The organism is Dyella sp. PARNA 12/25 (assembly GCF_055702865.1).
In genome coordinates, this window is sequence record NZ_JBVQCI010000015.1 from 72,827 (window position 1) to 92,776 (window position 19,950).

At 63.1% G+C, this 19,950-nt stretch carries 12 protein-coding genes; 5 read left to right on the forward strand and 7 right to left on the reverse strand.

Translation table 11 applies throughout. From position 1 onward, the window contains the following. Positions 1–116: 116 nt before the first annotated feature. Positions 117–827, forward strand: coding sequence for a glutathione S-transferase (locus AC0GUR_RS20230; protein WP_472879315.1), 711 nt, complete (start codon positions 117–119; stop codon positions 825–827). Here AC0GUR_RS20230 and AC0GUR_RS20235 read toward each other — a convergent pair. Continuing rightward, positions 824–1,255 (reverse strand): EamA family transporter, encoded by a 432-nt coding sequence (locus AC0GUR_RS20235; RefSeq protein WP_472879316.1) that lies wholly within the window; start codon positions 1,253–1,255, stop codon positions 824–826. The genes AC0GUR_RS20230 and AC0GUR_RS20235 overlap by 4 nt on opposite strands. 39 nt (positions 1,256–1,294) lie before the next feature. Then, positions 1,295–1,795: a DUF2782 domain-containing protein gene (locus AC0GUR_RS20240; RefSeq protein ID WP_472879317.1), complete on the reverse strand. Its 501-nt coding sequence runs from the start codon at positions 1,793–1,795 to the stop codon at positions 1,295–1,297. Between the two features lie 161 nt (positions 1,796–1,956). Between AC0GUR_RS20240 and polA the strand changes: the two genes are divergently transcribed. Further along, the gene (gene polA / locus AC0GUR_RS20245) at positions 1,957–4,734 is read left to right on the forward strand and encodes a DNA polymerase I (RefSeq protein WP_472879318.1); all 2,778 of its coding nucleotides are present in this window, start codon (positions 1,957–1,959) and stop codon (positions 4,732–4,734) included. Between the two features lie 446 nt (positions 4,735–5,180). Further along, positions 5,181–6,209, forward strand: coding sequence for a LacI family DNA-binding transcriptional regulator (locus tag AC0GUR_RS20250; RefSeq protein WP_472879328.1), 1,029 nt, complete (start codon positions 5,181–5,183; stop codon positions 6,207–6,209). 103 nt (positions 6,210–6,312) lie between these two features. Here the strand turns inward: AC0GUR_RS20250 and AC0GUR_RS20255 are convergent, their stop codons facing one another. The 5 genes from AC0GUR_RS20255 to AC0GUR_RS20275 form a co-directional block, all read right to left on the reverse strand. Further along, positions 6,313–7,800: an MFS transporter gene (locus AC0GUR_RS20255; protein ID WP_472879319.1), complete on the reverse strand. Its 1,488-nt coding sequence runs from the start codon at positions 7,798–7,800 to the stop codon at positions 6,313–6,315. Further along, a complete protein-coding gene (locus AC0GUR_RS20260) occupies positions 7,797–10,007 on the reverse strand; it encodes an alpha-L-rhamnosidase-related protein (RefSeq protein ID WP_472879320.1) in 2,211 nt (736 codons plus the stop codon). The genes AC0GUR_RS20255 and AC0GUR_RS20260 overlap by 4 nt, the downstream gene beginning before the upstream one ends. Then, positions 10,004–12,322 carry a TIM-barrel domain-containing protein gene (locus AC0GUR_RS20265; protein ID WP_472879321.1) on the reverse strand — a complete coding sequence of 773 codons (2,319 nt, stop codon included), beginning with the start codon at positions 12,320–12,322 and terminating at the stop codon, positions 10,004–10,006. The genes AC0GUR_RS20260 and AC0GUR_RS20265 overlap by 4 nt, the downstream gene beginning before the upstream one ends. Then, positions 12,322–13,896: an alpha-amylase family glycosyl hydrolase gene (locus AC0GUR_RS20270; protein ID WP_472879322.1), complete on the reverse strand. Its 1,575-nt coding sequence runs from the start codon at positions 13,894–13,896 to the stop codon at positions 12,322–12,324. The genes AC0GUR_RS20265 and AC0GUR_RS20270 overlap by 1 nt, the downstream gene beginning before the upstream one ends. A gap of 171 nt (positions 13,897–14,067) precedes the next feature. Beyond that, a complete protein-coding gene (locus AC0GUR_RS20275) occupies positions 14,068–16,971 on the reverse strand; it encodes a TonB-dependent receptor (protein ID WP_472879323.1) in 2,904 nt (967 codons plus the stop codon). A 507-nt stretch (positions 16,972–17,478) separates the two neighbouring features. On the opposite strand from AC0GUR_RS20275, the gene AC0GUR_RS20280 reads away from it, so the two are divergent. Together AC0GUR_RS20280 and AC0GUR_RS20285 are read left to right on the forward strand one after the other, a co-directional pair. Then, positions 17,479–19,095 carry an alpha-glucosidase family protein gene (locus tag AC0GUR_RS20280; protein WP_472879324.1) on the forward strand — a complete coding sequence of 539 codons (1,617 nt, stop codon included), beginning with the start codon at positions 17,479–17,481 and terminating at the stop codon, positions 19,093–19,095. A 110-nt stretch (positions 19,096–19,205) separates the two neighbouring features. After that, positions 19,206–19,424, forward strand: coding sequence for a hypothetical protein (locus tag AC0GUR_RS20285; RefSeq protein ID WP_472879325.1), 219 nt, complete (start codon positions 19,206–19,208; stop codon positions 19,422–19,424). The last annotated feature ends 526 nt before the right edge of the window (positions 19,425–19,950 follow it).

Genomic DNA, 19,950 nt, shown 5'->3' on the forward strand with positions numbered 1-19,950 from the left:
GACGCCGATCGAGCGCCCTGACGCCATGCCGGCAGCGGTCGCGCACAAGTGCGCTCCTACACGCCACTTTGAATGCATGTCACCTAGCCTCCTCTTCTTCAGAGGAGGCACCGGTCATGCGCTATGAGCTCTACTACTGGACGGGCATTCAAGGGCGCGGCGAATTCGTCCGACTCGCGCTGGAGGATGCAGGCGCGTCATACACCGATGTCGCACGCGAACAGGGTGACCAGGCCATCACGCCGTTCCTTCGTGGCGAATATCCCGGTGCCCTGCCATTTGCGCCACCTTTCCTGCGTGCGGGAAGACAGGTGATCGCACAGACGGCGAACATCCTCGCCTTTCTCGCGCCCCGGCACGGGCTGGTGCCAACCTCCGGCGCAAGCCAGATCTACGCCATGCAGTTACAGCAAACCGTTACTGACATCGTGTCGGAAGTGCACGACACGCATCACCCCATCTCGGTCGAGCAGTATTACGAGGAGCAACGCGCCGAAGCGCGCAAGCGCGCCATCGCGTTCCGCGAGCAACGCATACCGAAATACCTGGGCTACTTCGAACAAGTGCTGGAACGTGGTGACGGTCGGCATGCCATCGGGCGCCGCCACTCCTACGTGGATCTGTCGCTGTTTCAGCTCATGTCCGGTCTGGCTTATGCCTTCCCCCATACCATGAAGGGCCAGCGCCGGCGTACGACACGGCTACGCGCGCTGTGCGACCGCGTCGCCGAACGACCGAACATGGCGGCTTACCTTGCATCTGAGCGGCGCATAGCGTTCAACGAGGACGGCATCTTCCGCTGCTATCTGGAATTGGATGAGCCCTAGAACACCGCGATGACGATGGCGCCAGCCACGATAAGCCCGCCACCGACCACTAGCGGCCAGCTCAACTGCTCACCCAACAGCAGCACGCCGAGCACGATGGCGATGGCGACACTGAGCTTGTCGATAGGCGCAACCTTGCTTACTGGCCCAAGCTGCAGCGCACGGTAGTAACACAGCCACGACAGACCGGTGGCAATACCGGATAGCACGAGGAAAACCCAGCTGCTGGTCGGCAAGCCGGTGGGCCGCTGCCATTCCTGACGCAGGCTGAGGATGCCCGCGGTCACCAGCAATATCACGATGGTGCGAATGAACGTGGCGAGATTGGAATTGATGCCCGCCACGCCCATCTTGCCGAACAGCGCCGTGAGCGCGGCGAAGAACGCCGAACCCAGCGCGAAAAGCAGCCAGCTCTCGCGCAGGTTCATGCAGGCGTCTCCGACGTCGGCGTCATGCGTGGTTGTTCATCAGCCGCCATTGTCCTGATCTTGGGCGGACTTGCTCTTGCCCCACTCCATGACCTTGTACATCACCGGCTTCACGTGCTCGCCGGCCTGGTTGGTCCAGGCGCCCTTCTGGTCGACCATGTAGGTCTGCGGGATACCAGCCTTGGGCGTCACCACCACCATGTAGAGCTGGCCGCTGCGGCGGTACTCCTGAACCGTCTGGTCACCTTCCGTGCGCACCGTGACCTGCGGCGGTGCATCGCCACGTGCATCGCGCGGCTGCTGCGCGGAAGACGTTGCCGGCTGGCTGAGTGGAGCGGAGGTGTCGGCAGACACGGGCTGCGAGGATGGGGACGACGACTTGGCGGCCGGTGCGGGTGCCGGTGCCGGTGCGCGCGCCTTCACACCCGGATCATTCATGCCCGGCGGCGGCGGCGCCGGCGGAAACTGGCTTGCAGACTGGGCAAACGCACTCGACGCGACCGCCACACCTAGAACAGTAAATAGAGCAACAGATTTCATGTAGACGGCCTCCTGGTGAGTCTTGAGCATAGCAGTGCCACACCGCACGGCTTGTGAAGCGACCGTATGACTCACCTCACGTGATAACGCGGTAACTGATGGCGCGTGCACGGCGAGGCTGAACGGCCGTCACTGGCGCCGAACGCATGCGAGAATGCCCTATGGCCAAACTCACCCTCATCGACGGTTCCTCCTACCTGTATCGCGCCTTTCACGCGCTGCCGCCGCTCAGCAATTCGCAAGGCGAGCCTACCGGCGCACTGTTTGGCGTGGTCAACATGCTGCGCGCCACGCTGAAGGCCAAGCCTGATTACGTCGCCTTCGTAAGCGATGCCCCAGGCCCTACCTTCCGCAATCAGATGTACGACCAGTACAAGGCGAATCGACCGCCGATGCCCGACGACTTGCGCGCACAGGTGGACCCGATGCTCGCCATCGTTGGCGCGCTGGGTTTTCCCATCCTGCGCATCAGTGGTGTGGAAGCGGACGACGTGATCGGCACGCTCGCCAAAGAGGCTCACACACAGGGTATCGAGGTGGAGATCTCCACCGGCGACAAGGATCTGGCCCAGCTGGTGCGACCCGGCATCACCCTGGTCAACACCATGACCAACACCACCATGGACAGCGCCGGGGTGATGGAGAAGTTTGGGGTCGAGCCAGCCCAGATCATCGACTTCCTTTCGCTCACCGGCGATACCGTCGACAACGTTCCCGGCGTACCCAAGTGCGGACCCAAGACGGCCGCCAAATGGCTGGCTGAGTACGGCTCGCTGGACAACGTGATGGCGAATGCCGACAAGGTGGGCGGCAAGATCGGCGAGAGTCTGCGTGCTGCTCTCCCGCAGCTGCCGCTGTCGCGCGACCTGGTGACCATCAAGACCGACGTGCCCGTGGGGCAGCCGGTGACCGAGCTGAAACTGCACGAGCGCCACGTCGACCAGCTGCGCGAGCTGTATACGCGCTATGAGTTCAAAGCGGCACTGAAGGATCTGGAAGGCAATGGCTCGAGCCCCTCGGTGGGAGCGCGCCCTGTGCGCGACACGAGCGCATCAGCTGCACCGGACGCTTCGGTAGAGTCGGGTCGAGCACAAAGTGCGCCCCTACAGGAAGAGCCCGTCTTGGACATGCAGGGCCAGTACGAACTGGTCACCACCCAGGCACAGCTGGACGACTGGTTGACCAGGATCGCCTCGGCGCCACTGGTGGCCTTCGATACCGAAACCACCTCGATCGACTCCATGCTGGCCGATATTGTCGGCCTCAGCCTGTCGATCGAACCTGGCAAGGCTTGTTATGTGCCATTGACCCACGATTATCCCGGCGCTCCCGCCCAGCTGCCGCGCGATCACGTGCTCGCATCGCTCAAGCCGTTCTTCGAAGACGCCAGCCGCCCCAAGATCGGTCAGCACGCCAAGTACGACATCAATATCCTGTCGCACTACGACATCGCGCTGCAGGGGCTCAAACACGATTCGATGCTGGAATCGTATGTTTGGAACGCCACCGCCACGCGCCACGACATGGATTCGCTAGCCAAGAAATATCTCGGCTACGACACCATCAAATACGAAGAGGTAGCCGGCAAAGGCGCCAAGCAGATTCCGTTTTCGCAGGTGGATGTCGATACGGCATGCCGCTACGCCGCAGAAGACGCGGATATCACGCTGCGCCTGCATCACGCGCTGTGGCCGAAACTCGAAAGCATCCCCGCGCTGCAATCGGTCTACGAGAACATCGAAATTCCGTTGGTGCCTGTGCTCGCGTCGATGGAGCAGCGCGGCGTGCTGATCGACGTCAGTGAACTGCGCAAGCAAAGCCAGCAGTTGGGCAAGCGCATGCTGGAATTGCAGCAGGAAGCCTGGAAAGGCGCCGGTCGCGAGTTCAATCTCGACTCGCCGAAACAGCTGCAGGCCATCCTGTTTGACGAGCTCGGCCTGCCCGCGCTGGTCAAGACACCGACCGGTCAGCCTTCCACCAACGAAGAAGCGCTGGATGCGATTGCCGACAAGCACCCGCTGCCGCGCCTGATCCTGGATTACCGCGGTCTCGCCAAGCTGCGCTCCACCTACTCCGACAAGCTGGCCGAGATGGTCAACCCGCGCACGGGTCGCGTACATACCAGCTATCACCAGGGCGCCGTTGCCACCGGGCGCGTGTCATCGTCCGATCCGAATCTGCAGAACATTCCGGTACGCACCGAGGAGGGCCGGCGTATTCGCCAGGCCTTCATCGCGCCGGAGGGCTGGTCCGTGCTGGCCGCCGACTATTCGCAGATTGAACTGCGCATCATGGCCCACCTTTCCGGTGACGAAGGCTTGCTCAAAGCCTTCCACGAAGGCGGCGACGTGCATCGCGCCACCGCCGCCGAAGTGTTCGGCCTCAAGCCCGAAGAGGTCAGCGCCAACCAACGCCGCGCCGCCAAGGCCATCAACTTCGGCCTGATGTACGGCATGAGCGCCTTCGGCCTCGCACGCCAGCTCGGCGTCGACCGTGGCGAAGCCAGCGACTATATGGCGCGTTACTTCGCGCGCTACCCCGGCGTGCATGCCTTCATGGAAGCCACCCGCGAGCAAGCCCATCGCGACGGTTACGTTCAAACTTTGTTTGGCCGTCGCCTGTATCTGGAAAACCTCAAAGCCCGCAATCAGGCGCTGCGTGCCGGCGCCGAACGCGCTGCGGTGAATGCGCCCATGCAAGGCACGGCGGCCGACATCATCAAGCGCGCGATGATTTCGGTGCATGCGTGGCTGAAGGAGCGCAAGGATGACGCGCGCATGCTGATGCAGGTGCACGACGAACTGGTGTTCGAGGTGCGCAAGGAGGCGGTAGAGGACATTCGCGCTGGCGTAATCGAGCGTATGTCGGGGGCGGCGACGCTTTCGGTGCCGCTGGTGGTTGAGGTGGGGGTGGGGGCGAATTGGGATGAGGCGCACTGAGGGGTTGGGTGGCTTGAGCCACAAGAGGGCTCGCGCTGTTTACCCCCCTCTCCCCGCGTGCCCCGGAGGGGAGAGGGAGCTAACAACACACCAGCGCACACCCAAGTGTTTGATTTCCGTCAAATGAACACCCGCTAACCAAAACCACCCCATCTCGTGCAACTTTCCTCGCGCCGCGCGTTCTCAACTTACGGATGCGCGCAACGGCATCCACCGGCTCACCACCTCCCTGGATGAGCCACCCGGTAAGCGAACCTCTCCCCTGGGTTTCGCTTCCATCCGGCCCCGAGGATTCCCCCCTAATCCTCGGGGCTTTTTTTCGCCCGCGTTTCGCTCAGGTCAGATCAAGGACAGCGAGCACACAAATCGTTAGGATTTGCGGGATCCATCTCACTGGCCACAAGGAGCGCGGCCGGCGCTAACTCAAAGGTCGCAGCTGCGTGCAGATCAAGGGAAAAGTCACCTCATTCGATATCGCCCATCTGGCCGGGGTCTCCCAGTCCACGGTGTCACGCGCCTTGCGCGGCAGCCCGCTGGTCAACGAGGAAACCCGCCGGCGTATCCAGGCGGCCGTTGACGAACTGAACTACAAGGTCGACAAGAACGCCTCCAGCCTGCGCGCCAAGCACACCGGCACGCTGGCGCTGCTGTTGTTTGAAGACCCCACGGCGGACGAGTCGCACATCAACCCGTTCTTTCTTTCGATGTTGGGCTCGATCACCCGCGCCAGCGCACAGCGCGGCTATGACTTGCTGATCTCGTTCCAGCAGTTCTCGCGCGACTGGCATGCCGACTACGCGGACAGCAAGAAGGCCGACGGCATCATCCTGCTCGGTTACGGCGACTACCTCGCCACCCGCGACAAGCTGCAGAAGCTGGTGGACCAGGGCACGCGCTGCGTGCGCTGGGGTGCGGTGTTGCCGGACCAGCCCGATATCTCGGTGGGTTGCGACAACATCAGCGGCGGACAGGCGGTAACCGCCCACCTTATCGAACAGGGCAGCCGACGGATCGCCTTCCTGGGCGATGCCTCCAGCCACTATCCGGAATTCTTCGACCGCTACCGCGGCCACCTGCGTGCGCTGAACAACGCGGGGTTGGAAGAGGAGCCGCTGCTGCAGGTGAATGCCGAGAGCACCGAGCGCTCCGGCTACGACGCCCTCGAATCGCTGCTTGCTCGGGGCATTTCGTTCGATGCGGTATTCGCCGCAAGCGACCTGATCGCCATCGGCGCCATGCGCGCCATGGACGACCATGGCCTGAAGGTCCCGGACGACGTGCTTTTGGCCGGCTTCGACGACATTCCCATGGCCAGCTTCGTCAATCCGCCACTGACCACGGTGTTGCAGGACACCAAGCTGGCCGGCGAAATCCTGGTGGACAATCTGCTGAGCCTGATCCGTCGCGAACCCGCCGAGAGCGCCATGCTGCCGGCGAAGCTGATCGTGCGGAAATCCAGCCTCAAACCCCGTTGATCATCGCCAGACGGTGGGAGCGCACTTGTGCGCGACCGCAGCAGCCAATCGCACGGTCCCATGCAAGGTTGCGGTCGCGCACAAGTGCGCTCCTACAGGAGAGCTATTGGGCGGATACGGTGTCCAGCTGCGCCGACGGCTCCGCCACGCGCAGCGTGCACAGCCCCGCCATCACCAGACTGGCACCACCCAAGGCGAGTGCCCAGATCGGCTGCCCATGGAAGAACAGGCGCAGCAGCAGGCCCAGCACGCTGGCGGCCAGCAACTGCGGGATCACGATGAAGAAGTTGAAGATGCCCATATAGACGCCCATCTTCGCGGCCGGCAGGTTGTCCGACAGCAACGCATACGGCAGCGAGAGAATGGACGCCCAGGCGAAACCGACGCCCACCATCGACAGCAGCAGCCACTGGGGATCGCGGATCAGCAGGAATGACACCAGTCCTGCGCCACCCAGCCAAAGGTTCACCAGATGGCTCATGCGCAAGCCCCAGCGACGGACCATCCAGGGAATCAGCACAGCGGCCAGCGCGGCAAAGGCGTTGTACGCGCCAAACAACACGCCGACCCAATTGGCGCCATCGTTATAGGCAGCCGAGTGCGTATCGGTGCTGCCGAAATGCACGGCGGCCACCGCGGGCGTCGTGTAGATCCAAAGCGAAAACAGCGCGAACCACGAGAATAGCTGCACCCATGCGAGCTGGCGCATGGTGGTGGGCATGTCGTACAGATCACCCATCATCTGTCGCACCATGCCGGTGCTACGCGTCGCTGAAAGCCAGACGAACAAGCTGCCAAACACCAGCAAGCCACCGGCGAGCAGATACAGCTCTTTCTCCAACGCGTAGTGATAGATCACCGGCACCAGCAACGCGCCGAGCACAAACAGCGTGCCTCCGATGCGCCACGCGCCTGACGCGTTGGTCATCGGCGCTTCCACGCCAGCGTCGTCGAAAGACTCCAGCTGTTCCGGCGGATACTCCGGTGTGGACAACACCGTCCACAGCACCGAGATCAGCAGCACGGCACCACCCAGATAGAACGCGTACTTCACGGTCTCGGGGATGCCACCCACGCCTGCGACATTGCTGACGCCCAGCTTGGCAAGCAGCCATGGCAGCAGTGACGCCACCACCGAGCCCACGCCGATGAAGAAGCTCTGCATGGCATAGCCAAGCGGGCGCTGCTTCGGCGGCAATTGGTCACCCACGAACGCACGGAAGGGCTCCATCGATACATTGATCGACGCATCCATGATCCACAACAGGCCCGCGGCCACCCACAGCGTGGGTGAGTTCGGCATGCACAGCAGCGCCAGCGTGGTGAGTACGGCACCGATCAGAAAGTAGGGGCGGCGACGTCCCAATCGGGTCCAGGTGCGATCGGAGAGATAACCGATGATGGGCTGCACGATCAGGCCACTGAACGGCGCCGCAATCCACAATGCCGGAATATCACCCACGTCCGCGCCGAGGGTCTGGAAGATGCGGCTGACGTTGGCGTTCTGCAGTGCAAAGCCAAACTGGATGCCCAGAAAGCCAAAGCACATGTTCCAGATCTGCCAGAACGACAGCTCAGGCTTGCGGGTCATGGTGTTGCCTTGTCGGTTGGCCACGGTGACACCAGCAAGGCATCGATCGCGGCATCGTTCACGGGTCCGCTCGCACCACCCTGCTCGCCGGTGTAATGCGCGTTGTGGCTCAGGTCGCTCATGTTGAAGCCCTGATCCAGACTGAAACGGCACGGTGCACCAGCACGCACGGTGATCGCGCCAGAAGTGGAGCGCTGCACGCCGACACTGTGCGGCATCACCACTGGCACGGGTTGCGGCTCGCCGCTATCGCAGCGCACATCGAGCCGCTTCACGGCAGCGGTCACACCGGTGTTGATGGGGCCATGGTCGTTGGCGTAGGAGAACGCGACCTGATACGTGCCGTCTGCCGGCGCGCGCCACTCCCACGGCCCCGGGCCAGTGAGGCGGGTTTCCTCACCTTCGCAGGTTGCCTTGCTGGGCAGCGACTCGATGCCACCCTCACCCAACTGCGTGAGCTGAAAGCACTGGCGCGAACCTCGATCCGGCACCACCAGGTTGCCGTCAACCGGTCCCACGCGACGGCCATCGACGTAAAGCACCGCCTTGCTCGGCGAGTCGACCTGCCAACCTTTTGCGGTTGCCGTTACTGACGGTGCATCTGGCATGGCCGGCCCGTAAAGCGGTCCACCGATGCGCACCGGCCGTGCACTTGTGCGCACGGCCTTGAGCTCGACGATGGTTTCGTCGCCTTGACGAACCTGCGATGCCGCGACCAACAGATCGCCATCGACCTGCGCCGGGCGCACCAGCGTGATGCGCTGATTGCCCAGATCCAGCGTGATGCGCTGCCCATCACCGAACAACGGCGCCATCCACGCGACGGGCAGCTTGGGATCGATGCGACCGTCATCGCCAAGACCAAAGACGCCGCCGATCACCATATCGAGATAGCCGGCTACCGACCACAGCTGACGCGGTGAGTTGACTACCGGGCCGCTGAGCGCGCCCTCATCGACGTGCACCGCCTGCGACACCAGCTCGTAGTTTTCCATATTCGACGCAGCCATCGAAGCGCCGCGCACCAGCGAATCCATTTCATGGGCGATGCGTGGCGCATCGTTGACCGTACGCGCAGCGCGGAGCGCATAAGCACTCACGAACGGCCAGATGGCGCGGTTGTGATAAATCGGCTGCTCAGCGCGCTCGGGCCAGATCACCGGGCTGCCAGATGGCCATGCGGGATAATTGGCCAGCGCTTGCTTCGCGCGCGCCTCATCCGCCACTCCACTGGTGATGGCCAACGACAGTCCCAGCAGATCATAGGTATCCACCGGCATGGCATGCGGGCCGATGTAACTCATGTACATGCCGCGGTCGTCACGCCAGAAATGCGTGTTGATGGCCTGCTTGAGTGCTTCGGCCTGCGCGCGATAGTCGGCGGCATTGGCGTCATGACGCTGTGCCGCCTGCTGTGCGGCCAATTGCAGCGCCTCGTAGTGCAGCACATTGGTCGACAGCGCGAAGGATTCGCCGATAAAGCGCACATCCTTGGCGGTCCAGCTCGGATACGTCTGCTCGCGCCAGTCGAGGAAAGAGGTTTCCCCGCGATACAGGCCGAGTTTGCCATCGAAGGTGTAGAGCCTATCCTGCGCCAGCGTGTCCTTCAGCGCGCGCCAGGTGTCATCGGCAAACGTAGAATCGTCCAGCAGGTGCCGCGCACCAAGGAACCACACCACACGATCGGTGCTGATCGGCCAGCTGCCGCCGGAGCCGGTGTCCTGCATCACGTACAAGCCTTGCGGCGCGGTCGGCTCACGCACATCCGAGAGCTTGAAGCGCATCGATTGCCGCGCGCGCGCCGGATCCAGTCGCCACAGTGCGAGGTCGACCGAGTACGACAGGTCGCGCGTCCACACGAACGGCCATTTGGCGCCGGTGGCGAAGCACTCACAGGGTATCGGGTGCCCATGGTCATAGGCACCATCGCGGATCGCCGCGACGGAGTCCTGCTGCAGGTCGGCCTGCGCCATGGCGAACAGGCCATCAAACATCGGGCTGGCCGTGCGCACAGCCAGTTTCTGGCTGGCGATCCTGCGGTCGCCCTTCGGCGCATGCAGCACGAAACTGCCATTGGCGTTGGCGCTCATGCTGGCCACCTTGCCCTGCCAGTCGACGTCGCCCTTGGCATTGAGCACGTCAGCGTGCACCGCGGTGGCAAACAGCATCGGCACGCAGGCAAGTAGCAGGCGCTGACGCAAGGTCATGGCTGCACCGCCATGCCATCGAGCTTCACATCGTGTGCCTCGCCGGCCGACACCTTCACGTAGGTGACGTCGCCAAAGCGATCCTTGCCGCGCGCCCAGCCCGCCGATGTTGACGAGCGCACGGTATCCACGCTGTCGAGCATGGGCAACGGCGCACCTGCGCTGGTCACCGAACGCGCCGAACCGCCATGAATCGCGAGCACATAGTGCTGCCAGCTGGTCCGGAAAGTTCCGCTACGCGCGCCTGCATGGAAGCTCACGACGTCGCCCTCGCGGCGCACCCGGATCGGCTGCAGGAAATACGCGCCCTTCTCATAGCCATAGGACTCCCCGTCATCGTCGTACAGCTCGAAGCCGGTCTCGCTGCCGGCAGGGAACACCTGCACGTCCAGCGTTGTGACCGGATGCTGCCCAACGTAATCCATGACGGGCTGCTGGGGAATGATGGCGCCTTCACGAATGAAGAGAGGGATGTCGCTCCAGCCTTTCGCGTCGACAGCCAGTCTGATCTCACGCCCGCCCTGGTAGACCTTACCGTCGGCCCAGCCGATCCAACGCCCAGGCGGCAGCGCCAGTCGCTTAATCGTCTGCCCTTGCTCCACCACCGGCGACACCAGCAGGTAGTCGCCGAACATCCAGGCATCAATGCGATCGCGTTGTGCCGCATCGTTGGGGTAGGCGAACTGCAGCGGCCTCACCAGACCCACGCCATCCAGGTGATTGCGGTGCTCGTAGGCGTAGATATACGGGATCAACGCATAACGCAGGCGAATCGCATCGGTGGCAGCTTTCTCCGCCACGGGGCCATAGACCCACGGCTGGCGCTTCTGCCCGAAATCACCATGCACGCGGAACATCGGCGTGAACGCGCCAAACTCGATCCAGCGCGCGTAGTTCTCGTCGGTGGGGCGCGGCGCCTTAAAGCCGCCGCCATCCATGCCCCAGTGCATCGCGCCAACGTTGAATGCCGCCAGCATGCGCTGCCGCTGCGCGGCCATGCTTTCGAAACCGCTTTGGATATCGCCCGACCACACGCCGTAGGCATAGCGCTGTGAACCCAGGTAGAAATTGCGGTTGATCGACCACACACGCTGGCCACTATGCGCGCGCTGGCCGTCATACATCGCGCGCTGCATGTTGAGAAACTGCGTATCGACACCGCTATCGTCCGCCTCGTCGTTCCACCAACCGACAATGCCGGTACCGAACGACGCCTTGAGTGCGTCATTGAAGAACCACGTGCGCACTTCTGGCTTGTCGAAGTCCACGTCACGTACTGGCTGGTGCGAGAAGTAGTCGGGCGCTTCCTTCGACTGCGCGAGCCAGTAACCATGCTCGGTCGCCTCGCGTCCTTCCACGGTGTTCACGTGCAGGCGCGGCTTCATGATGCCGGTCATGTGCATGCCGCGCTGGTCCATCAACCGCTTGAGTTTGCCGTCCGGCCCGTCGGCGAATTTCCCGGTGTTCCAGCGGAACTCGCCCATATCCTCACCCCAGGCCTTCCAGTCGAAGTCGAAGGTGAAGTTGTCGATGGGTATGTGCTTGGCGCGATAGGTGTCGACCAGCGTCAACGCTTCCTTCTGATCGATACCCCACTGGCTGTTGGTGAAGCCCATCGACCACTTGGGGAACATCGGCGCAGCGCCGCTGAGCTGGCGCAGCTGTGAGAACAACGCGGCGGGCTGACCGGCGAGCAGGTAAATCGTGCGTATCGGCTGCTGATCCGCGCGGATGGCAATGGCGGTGTCGGACAAGTCGAAATGCGCTGGCTCAGCGTCAGCCAGCACGCCATAGCCGGCGGTACTCCACACGAACGGCGCCCCCGTGTGGCCCTGCCGGCCAGCCGTCGCCACTTGCTGGCCCTTTCGCAGCAGATCGCCTGCCTGTGCGTCGAAAGCATTGAGGCCGCCCACGCCATATTGGGGGTCACCCTTGGCATGTCGCAGCGACCAGTGGCCCTGCATGGCGTGCGAGAGATCCGCATCGAGCAGCAGATGTCCGTCACGGTCTTCCATGCGCAATACGGCCTGGCGTGGATTCCAGCGCAAGGTGACGTGCTCGGATCGCATCACCTGCTCATCGCCGGCCTGGTCACGCTGCACCGGCACCGGGTCGAAACTGGCGTTCGGATCAATGACCGGCGTCGCCGGCTCGCGCGTGCCATCGACTCGCAACTGCACGATGCCCGGTGCAAGCAGACGAAGCTCGACCGTGCCCTTGGGCAGCGCCAGCGCCATGCGGTCAGCGGAGGCATCGGCGGCATGCGCCGCACCGCCGAAGATGGAGAGCAGACCCAACGCCAGCAAGCGGCGCATCAGTGCAGCACCACGGTGCTGTACGCCGGCAGCTTGAGGCTGCCGTGATCCAGTGCGGCCTCCTGCTTGGTGGTCAGCAGCACGGTGCTGTCCTTGGGCAAGCGATCCGCGCTCGGCTTCCACACAGTGGCCTTGCCGGAAAGGTTGTGCACCACCAGCAGCTTTTGCTTGCCGTCATCGAGCCAGTAGGCGAACAGGCCGGGCTTGCCGGTGGCTACCGTGGTGAGCTCACCGTCACGCAACGCGCTGTTCTGCGCACGCCAGCTGATCAGGGTGCGATAAGTGTTGAGCAACGAGTTCGGGTCATCCTGCTGCGCCTGCACCGACACCGCCTGCCCCTGGTTGACACTGGAAGGCTTCCAGCGCGACTCACCTGGGCCTGCCTCACGCTGCCAGCGCATCGGCTCGCGCAGATTCTCGTCCGGCTTCTTGCCTTCCATGCCCAGCTCTTCGCCGTAGTAGATGTATGGCCGGCCCGGCAAGGTCAGCAGCATGGCCGCGGCCATGCGCATGTGGTCGAGGTTGCCGCCGAGACGGCTCATCACGCGTTCCTGGTCGTGGTTCGACAGGAAGGTGGAGTCGATATGCGGCGTGTCGCCTGCGGCCTTGAACGCGTCGTAGGTGTCCTTGAGCAACTGGTCGAGCTTGCCGACGCGCTCGCTCTTGGCGCTGACGATCAGCTGCTCCGCCAGCGGGAAGTTGAACACCGAGCCCAGCGGCTTGAGGTACGGTGCCAGCTCCTTCGGGGACGTCGCACTCACCTCGCCTACCAGCGTCACCTTGGGGTTCGTCTTGGCAAGCGCGTCGTGGTATTCGGTCCACCACTCCACATTTTTTTCCAGCGCCTTGGCGCTGTGCACGTCGGACTTGAAGTCGACGTAGATGTGCTTGGCGGCATCCAGGCGAAAGCCATCCACGCCCTTGCCCAGCCAGTAGTTGCCGACCTTGATCATCTCGTCGCGCACGGCCGGGTTGTCGTAATTGAAGTCGGGCATGTGGCCGCCGAACACGCCGATGTACCAGCCGTCATCGCCGGCGTGCCAGATCGGGGTATCCGTGGCGCTGATCGCTTTGAGGTCCGGACGCGCAGTCGACCAGGTGTACCAGTGACGGTGCGGATCGTTGGCCTGCTGTGCCGCCTTGAACCACGGGTGTTCGTTGCTGCTGTGGTTGATCACCATATCCATGGTCACGGCGATGCCACGCTTGTGCGCTTCGGCAATCAGGTGCTCGAAGTCGGCGGTGGTGCCGTACTGCGGATTGATGCCGTAGTAATCGGTGATGTCGTAGCCGTGATAGCTGGGCGAGCTGTTGATCGGCATCAGCCAGATGCCGCTGATGCCCAACGATTTCAGGTAATCGAGCTGCGCGGTGACGCCGTTGAGATCACCCATGCCGTCGCCGTTGGTGTCGTACCAGGCGCGCACAAAGATTTCGTAAAAAACGCCCGAAGGCTGCACGGTGGGTGCGGGAGCCGGCGCGGCATGGTCCGCTCGCGCATTAGCGAAAGTGCCCGCGCCAAGCGCAAGGGCAACGAGAAAAGCCAGGGGCTTGAACAAGCGGTTCCGCGACATGCCGTTCTCCATAGAGGGGCCGCTGGCCCAGTGGGGAACAGTACACCGAACGCGGATTCGCTCCGGACCGGTGGCCGCCACGTCGGGCCTCGCGGTAGGTAGGCGCCTTAACCTGCACAGCGCCGGAAAGCATCGCGCCGGCCCCTTTGCGGAGGCCGGCGCGATCGTGGCTTACAGCTTGAACTCGACGCCGAGGTAGGTGGTACGACCGAAGTACTGGATCGTGCCCGTCTGCGACGGATCGGAGCCGAAGTAGGTGCGCGTCGGCTGGTTGTTGAGGTTCAGGACCTGGAACACCGCACGCCACTGCTCGCTGATGGCATACGAGGCCTGGAAGTCGTACACCGTTTCCGCAGCGAAGGTGACCAACTGGTTGCTCACCGACATCTGCGTATCGGATACGAACTTCGAACGGTAGTTGCCCGACACACGTGCCGAGAACGGACCGTAGTCGTAGAACACCGCCGCGCTGGCGACGCGCTTGGACAAGCCCGGCAGGCTGGTGTACGACTGTGGGCCACCCAGAGTGTCCGGGTTACGCACGTTGCTGGTGGTCAATGCGAAGTTTGCCTGCACACCCAGACCTTCCCAGATGCCCGGGAAGAAGTGGTTCTTGGCGAACTGCAACTCCATGCCCTTCACGCTGCCGCCCTGAGCGTTGTACGCGCTCTGGTACTGACCGTTGAGGTAGGGCTTGCCGGTGTTCGGATCGATCGGCACGGTGATGCCGGCCGAGGCGAAGTCGAAGTTGTTGTAGGTGACGTTCTGGATGAACGAGTCGATGTGCTTGTAGAACACACCGCCGCCAATCAAGCCCGACGAGTCATCAAAGTAGTGCTCGTAGCCCAGATCCCACTGGAACGCGCGCAGCGGATCGAGCAGCGGGCTGGTGCCACCCCACACGTTGTACTGACCGCTGGACACCCACGAACCGGAGCCGGCCATCATCTTATCGATCGGCGGACGCGACAGCACCTTGGCTGCCGAGAAACGCACCTGATCATCGTCGGTGAGGTGGTAGGCGAGGTTCAGCGACGGCAGCCAGTCGCTATAGGTCTTGCCGACGTGCAGCGGCGCATAGTTCAGGCTGGTGTAGCCGTTGCCGTCGGTGATCGGCACACCGGCGTTATTGCCCACCTGCTGCAGGCCATCGGCGTACTGCTTCTGGTGCGAGTAGCGGATGCCGATGTTGCCGGTCAGGCTGCGACCGCCCACCTGCCCGTCGATGTCACCCTGGAAGTACAGATCGCGGGTCTCCGTATCGACCGAACCGCTCTGGATCATCGACCAGCTGTTGTTGTTGATGTCCTTCACCGGGTTGGCGGTAATGCCATGCGCCGCGAGGATGGCCGGGCCGTTCAACTGAAGGAAGCAGGGGAAGCCCGCGAACTGGCCCTTCCAGCAACGCACGCTGGCAGCGCTGGACGGGATGGTCAGCGCACCCTCCTGGTAACCGGCGGAGCCCTTGTTGTTGAAGTCGGTGCCCCACTCCGAACCGTAGACGTACACTTCGCGGTCGGCGTTGTAGGTGTGGTTGTTCGCATACACACCGGCTTCCACCGCCGAGAACCACGAGCTGTTCGGCAGGTCGTACTTCACGTCCGTACGGAACGCCTTCATCTTGTCGTGGTAGATGTACGGATACACACCGTAACGCGACAAGCCCATGTCGTTGAGGTTGGTGTAGATGCCCGGGTTGGCGAACGACGCCGTGCCCACGCTGCGACCCGCCAGCTGATAGGTGGTCTGCTGCGCCATCAGCGACTGACTGCTGGTGCCCAGGTTGGTGTACGGATCAGCCGTGGTGTCCACGTTGATTTCGTTGCTGGTAGCGCGCGACTCTGACAAGTCGGCGCTGATGTGCCAACGGTCGTGGTTCCACTTCATGTTGAGACCACCCGAGAACACGCTGGTGTTCGTGGAGTAGTTGTCGGCCGTGGTCTCGTTGGAGAAGTTGTTGCCGCCGGGGCTGGTCACCGTGCCGCCGGTCATGGTGCCGTAAGGACCAAGCACCGCATTGGAAACCAGATTCTGGTTGCCGTAGATGTTCTGCGAACGGAAGCCGTAGCCGAACGAGGTGTTCTTGAACTTGGAGTAGAACGCATCGGCGCCCACCTGCAGTTCGTCGGTGGCCTTCCACACCACAGTAGCCATCTCGCCGGTGCGGCGCTCGTTGCCGCCGTTCTGCTGCAGCTGGATACCCTGAGTCAGGTAAGCCTGCTGACCGCTGGGCAGCGTGACACGGTTGCCGTCGGAGGCTTCGCCCACGAACTGCTCAGCCACGTGCGGCTGGTACATCTGCGCCACGCCGAGGCCAACGCCAAGGGTGTCGTTGAGGAACTTGCCTTGCCACGCGGCGCTCAGGCGATAGCCGGTGGAGTTGGCGCCTGCCACATCGTGAGCCTGGCTGTTGTAGCTGCCACGCGCGTCGATGTTGAGGTTCTGCTCCTTCGGCGCATTGAGCGGGTTGGCCGTCTCCATGGCGATGGTGCCGCCCACGCCGCCGGTGATCAGCGACGCCTGCGAGGACTTGTACACCGTGGCCATGTTGATCAGCTCCGACGGGTACTGGTCGAAGTTGATGTAGTTGCTGCCGCTGGTGGAGGGCTGCTCGCGACCGTTGAGCGTGGTCTGGATGAAGTTGCCCGACAGACCGCGAATGTTGATCTGCGATGCCTGGCCCGCAATGCGCTCAGCCGACACGCCCGGCAAGCGGGTCAGTGCGTCGGCGATCGACTGGTCCGGCAGGCCGCCGATGTCGGCCGCGGTGATCACGTTCTGGATGGTGTCGGCGTAGCGCTGGAAGTCGACCGAGCGCTCCATGCCCTGGTTGTAGCCAGTCACCGTGATGGTGGACAGGCTCTTGGCCAGCTGCTGGTCCTGCGTCTGCTTGGTCTTGTCCGCGCTCTGGTCGTTCTGCGCACTGGCAGGTGTTGCCTGGTCGCCGGTTGCGCCATTGCCGGCAGCGGTGCTGCCAGTGTTCGCGTCCGTATCAGTCGGCGTCGCATGAATGCCGGCGGTAAAGCAAAGGCCGGACGCCAGCGCCAGGGCCAGCACATTACGTTTCAGTATCACCGTCTTCCCCTCCCACGGGTTTGCACTTCATATGGTTTTGTAGTTGCCGCAACAGTCCCCACAGACTGCGGCGGGCTACGCGCCAGTGCATGCCGAATGCTCGGAGGGCCCCGTCGCGTGGCGGCCATGGTAGGGCTGCGCCAAAAGGCGAACAGGTCTATGCATACGTATTCATGACCGCGTTTTTTTGTGCACCTTTGACAAAATTCTAATGGCTCGCGTGCGTGAGCGGTGCCGTTGAGACGAATGATCGAGAAGCTCATACCCCTGCGAGACTGACGACGGTGCAGCGGTTTTTCCTGCGTTTGCCCGCGTCGAGCCGCAGCGTTTTCTTCGACGTGCGCGCGTGCACCTTTGCACTGCTGCATCGCAATATCGGGTTTTTTTGAATACGTATGCAGTCAAGGCATCCGCTTCGCACTCTGCCTTTAAGCTGCCCCCCGCGCTTCGCTCGGACCTGTAGTTGTTCGACGACAGCGGGCATTGGGCGGGCACGGGACATGCGACATGAGTGATGCACCTTGGTGGCGCGGAGCCGTCACCTACCAGATCTATCCACGCAGCTTCATGGACACCAATGGCGACGGCGTCGGTGACCTGCCGGGCATCGTCGACAAGCTCGACTACGTGGCCAGCCTTGGCGTGGACGCGATTTGGATCTCCCCGTTTTTCCGCTCGCCCATGGCCGACTTCGGCTACGACATTGCCGATTACCGTCTCGTCGACCCGCTATTCGGCAGCAACGATGACTTCGACCGCCTGCTGGCCAAAGCACACCAGCTGGGCCTGAAGGTGATGATCGATCAGGTGCTCAGCCACACTTCGGCCGAGCACGCCTGGTTCAAGGAAAGCCGCGAAAGCCGCGACAACTCTAAGGCCGACTGGTACGTGTGGGCCGACGCGAAAGACGACGGCACGCCGCCCAACAACTGGCTGTCGCTGTTCGGCGGCGGCGCCTGGCAGTGGGAGCCGCGTCGCGGCCAGTACTACCTGCACAACTTCCTGACCTCGCAGCCCGACCTCAACTACCACTGCCCGGACGTGCGCCGCGCCGTGCTCGGCGAGGTGAAGTACTGGCTCGACAAGGGCGTGAACGGCCTGCGCCTGGACGCGATCAACTTCTGCTTCCACGATGCCGCGCTGCGCGACAATCCGCCCAAACCGGAAGACAAGCGCGTAGGCCGCGGCTTCAGCCCGGACAACCCGTACGCGTTCCAATACCACTACTACAACAACACGCAGCCAGAGAACATCGCGTTTCTCGAAGAGCTGCGTGCGCTGATGGACCAGTACCCCGACGTCGCAGCGATCGGCGAGATCTCCTCAGAGGACTCGCTCGCCACGACCGCCGAGTACACCAGCGGCCACCGCCTGCACATGGGTTACAGCTTCGAGCTGCTGACCAACGATTTCAGCGCGGCCTACATTCGCGGCACCGTGCAGAATCTCGAAGCACAGATGCTGGAAGGGTGGCCGTGCTGGGCCATCTCAAATCACGACGTAACGCGCGTGCTCAGTCGCTGGGGCAATGGCCAGGCATCCCCGGAGCTGGCCAACCTGCTGAGCGCGATGGTGTGCTCGCTGCGCGGTTCGGTCTGCGTGTACCAGGGCGAAGAACTGGGTCTCACCGAAGCCGACGTGCCGTTCGACGCGCTACAGGATCCGTACGGCATCACGTTCTGGCCCACCTTCAAAGGCCGCGATGGCTGCCGCACACCCATGCCGTGGAACGGCGGCGTCAACGCTGGCTTCAGCGTGGCCGATCCGTGGCTGCCGGTGCCGCCCGAACATCAGGCACTCGCCGTCACCCTGCAGGAAATCGCGCCCAACTCGGCGCTCAACGGCTTCCGCACCTTCATGGCGTGGCGCAAGACACAACCGGCACTGCGCTGGGGCGATATCCAGTTCATCGATACCCCCGAGCCGGTACTGGCCTTTACCCGTCGCCACGGTAACGACACCTTGCTGGCTGCCTTCAATCTCTCCGGGCAAGCGGTGACGATGCCCCTGCCCGGGATGAGCGCGGTGACACCCGTCAACGGCCACGGGCTCGCGCAGGGCGAGCTGGCCGGCGACACACTCAGCCTGCCCGGACACGGCGCGCTGTTCGCGCAGGTGAGCTGAACCTTGGTTATTCCCTCGACGGCGGACGTGCTGGATAGCGCCGCCGTCGCCTTTTCCCCTTCACGCATCGCACCTATGATCGAGCCCTTGATCCCAAGGGAGCTTTCCCCATGCGCGCAGTTCTGATCCTTATCGGCCTCGTGCTGTTGGCCGCCGGCGTCTGGGTAGTGTTTGGCAATGCCAGCTACCAGACCACCGACACGCTGGTGCAGATCGGCCAGGCCAAGATCACCGCGACGCACAGCAAGGCCATTCCGATGTGGATGGGTGTTACGGGGATGGTGGTGGGAGTGGTGTTGGCGCTGGGTGGGTTCCTGAAGAAGGGTTGATATCTTTCGCTCGTCATTCCGGCGTAGGCCGGGGTAGGCGATATCGCTTGGTTGTCGCGATACGGCCAGCGTGCACGCCTGCCGCGGGCTTCCGACCTCCTGCCGGAGGCCGGGTCACTTTTCTTTGCTTGCCCAAAGAAAAGTAACCAAAAGAAAAGGCACCCCCGCTTGGCGCTGGCCGGTGAAGCCGGCCAGTCCGTGAGGGGCGGCCGGGCTTTTCGACAGGACATCCTTGTCCTGTCGAAAAGGGATCGGCGTCCTGCCGATCCCCCTGCGGGCCTGATCGTCCACCCCTCACCGCCGCACAGGGGGCCCGACGATCAAGAGCGAAAGGCGAAAAGCCAACGCCGCCTTGTAGGAGCGCGACCGCAGAGTGTTGTCGTTGCCTCACTGATTGGTTTTCGCGTGTCCTTCCGCCTAGCTACAACGCGGCGTTGCGGTCGCGCACAAGTGCGCTCCTACAGAAAAGCCGGGACGCCATGTCGCAAAGCGAGCCGCAGCTTTAAGCCCTCTTGGTATCGACGCG

Coding starts and splice junctions, on each gene's coding strand:
- AC0GUR_RS20265 (WP_472879321.1), bottom strand. CDS start 12,322: ATGCGCCGCTTGCTGGCGTTGGGTCTGCTCTCCATCTTCGGCGGTGCG.
- AC0GUR_RS20255 (WP_472879319.1), bottom strand. CDS start 7,800: ATGACCCGCAAGCCTGAGCTGTCGTTCTGGCAGATCTGGAACATGTGC.
- polA (WP_472879318.1), top strand. CDS start 1,957: ATGGCCAAACTCACCCTCATCGACGGTTCCTCCTACCTGTATCGCGCC.
- AC0GUR_RS20230 (WP_472879315.1), top strand. CDS start 117: ATGCGCTATGAGCTCTACTACTGGACGGGCATTCAAGGGCGCGGCGAA.
- AC0GUR_RS20285 (WP_472879325.1), top strand. CDS start 19,206: ATGCGCGCAGTTCTGATCCTTATCGGCCTCGTGCTGTTGGCCGCCGGC.
- AC0GUR_RS20235 (WP_472879316.1), bottom strand. CDS start 1,255: ATGAACCTGCGCGAGAGCTGGCTGCTTTTCGCGCTGGGTTCGGCGTTC.
- AC0GUR_RS20260 (WP_472879320.1), bottom strand. CDS start 10,007: ATGACCTTGCGTCAGCGCCTGCTACTTGCCTGCGTGCCGATGCTGTTT.
- AC0GUR_RS20270 (WP_472879322.1), bottom strand. CDS start 13,896: ATGTCGCGGAACCGCTTGTTCAAGCCCCTGGCTTTTCTCGTTGCCCTT.
- AC0GUR_RS20280 (WP_472879324.1), top strand. CDS start 17,479: ATGAGTGATGCACCTTGGTGGCGCGGAGCCGTCACCTACCAGATCTAT.
- AC0GUR_RS20240 (WP_472879317.1), bottom strand. CDS start 1,795: ATGAAATCTGTTGCTCTATTTACTGTTCTAGGTGTGGCGGTCGCGTCG.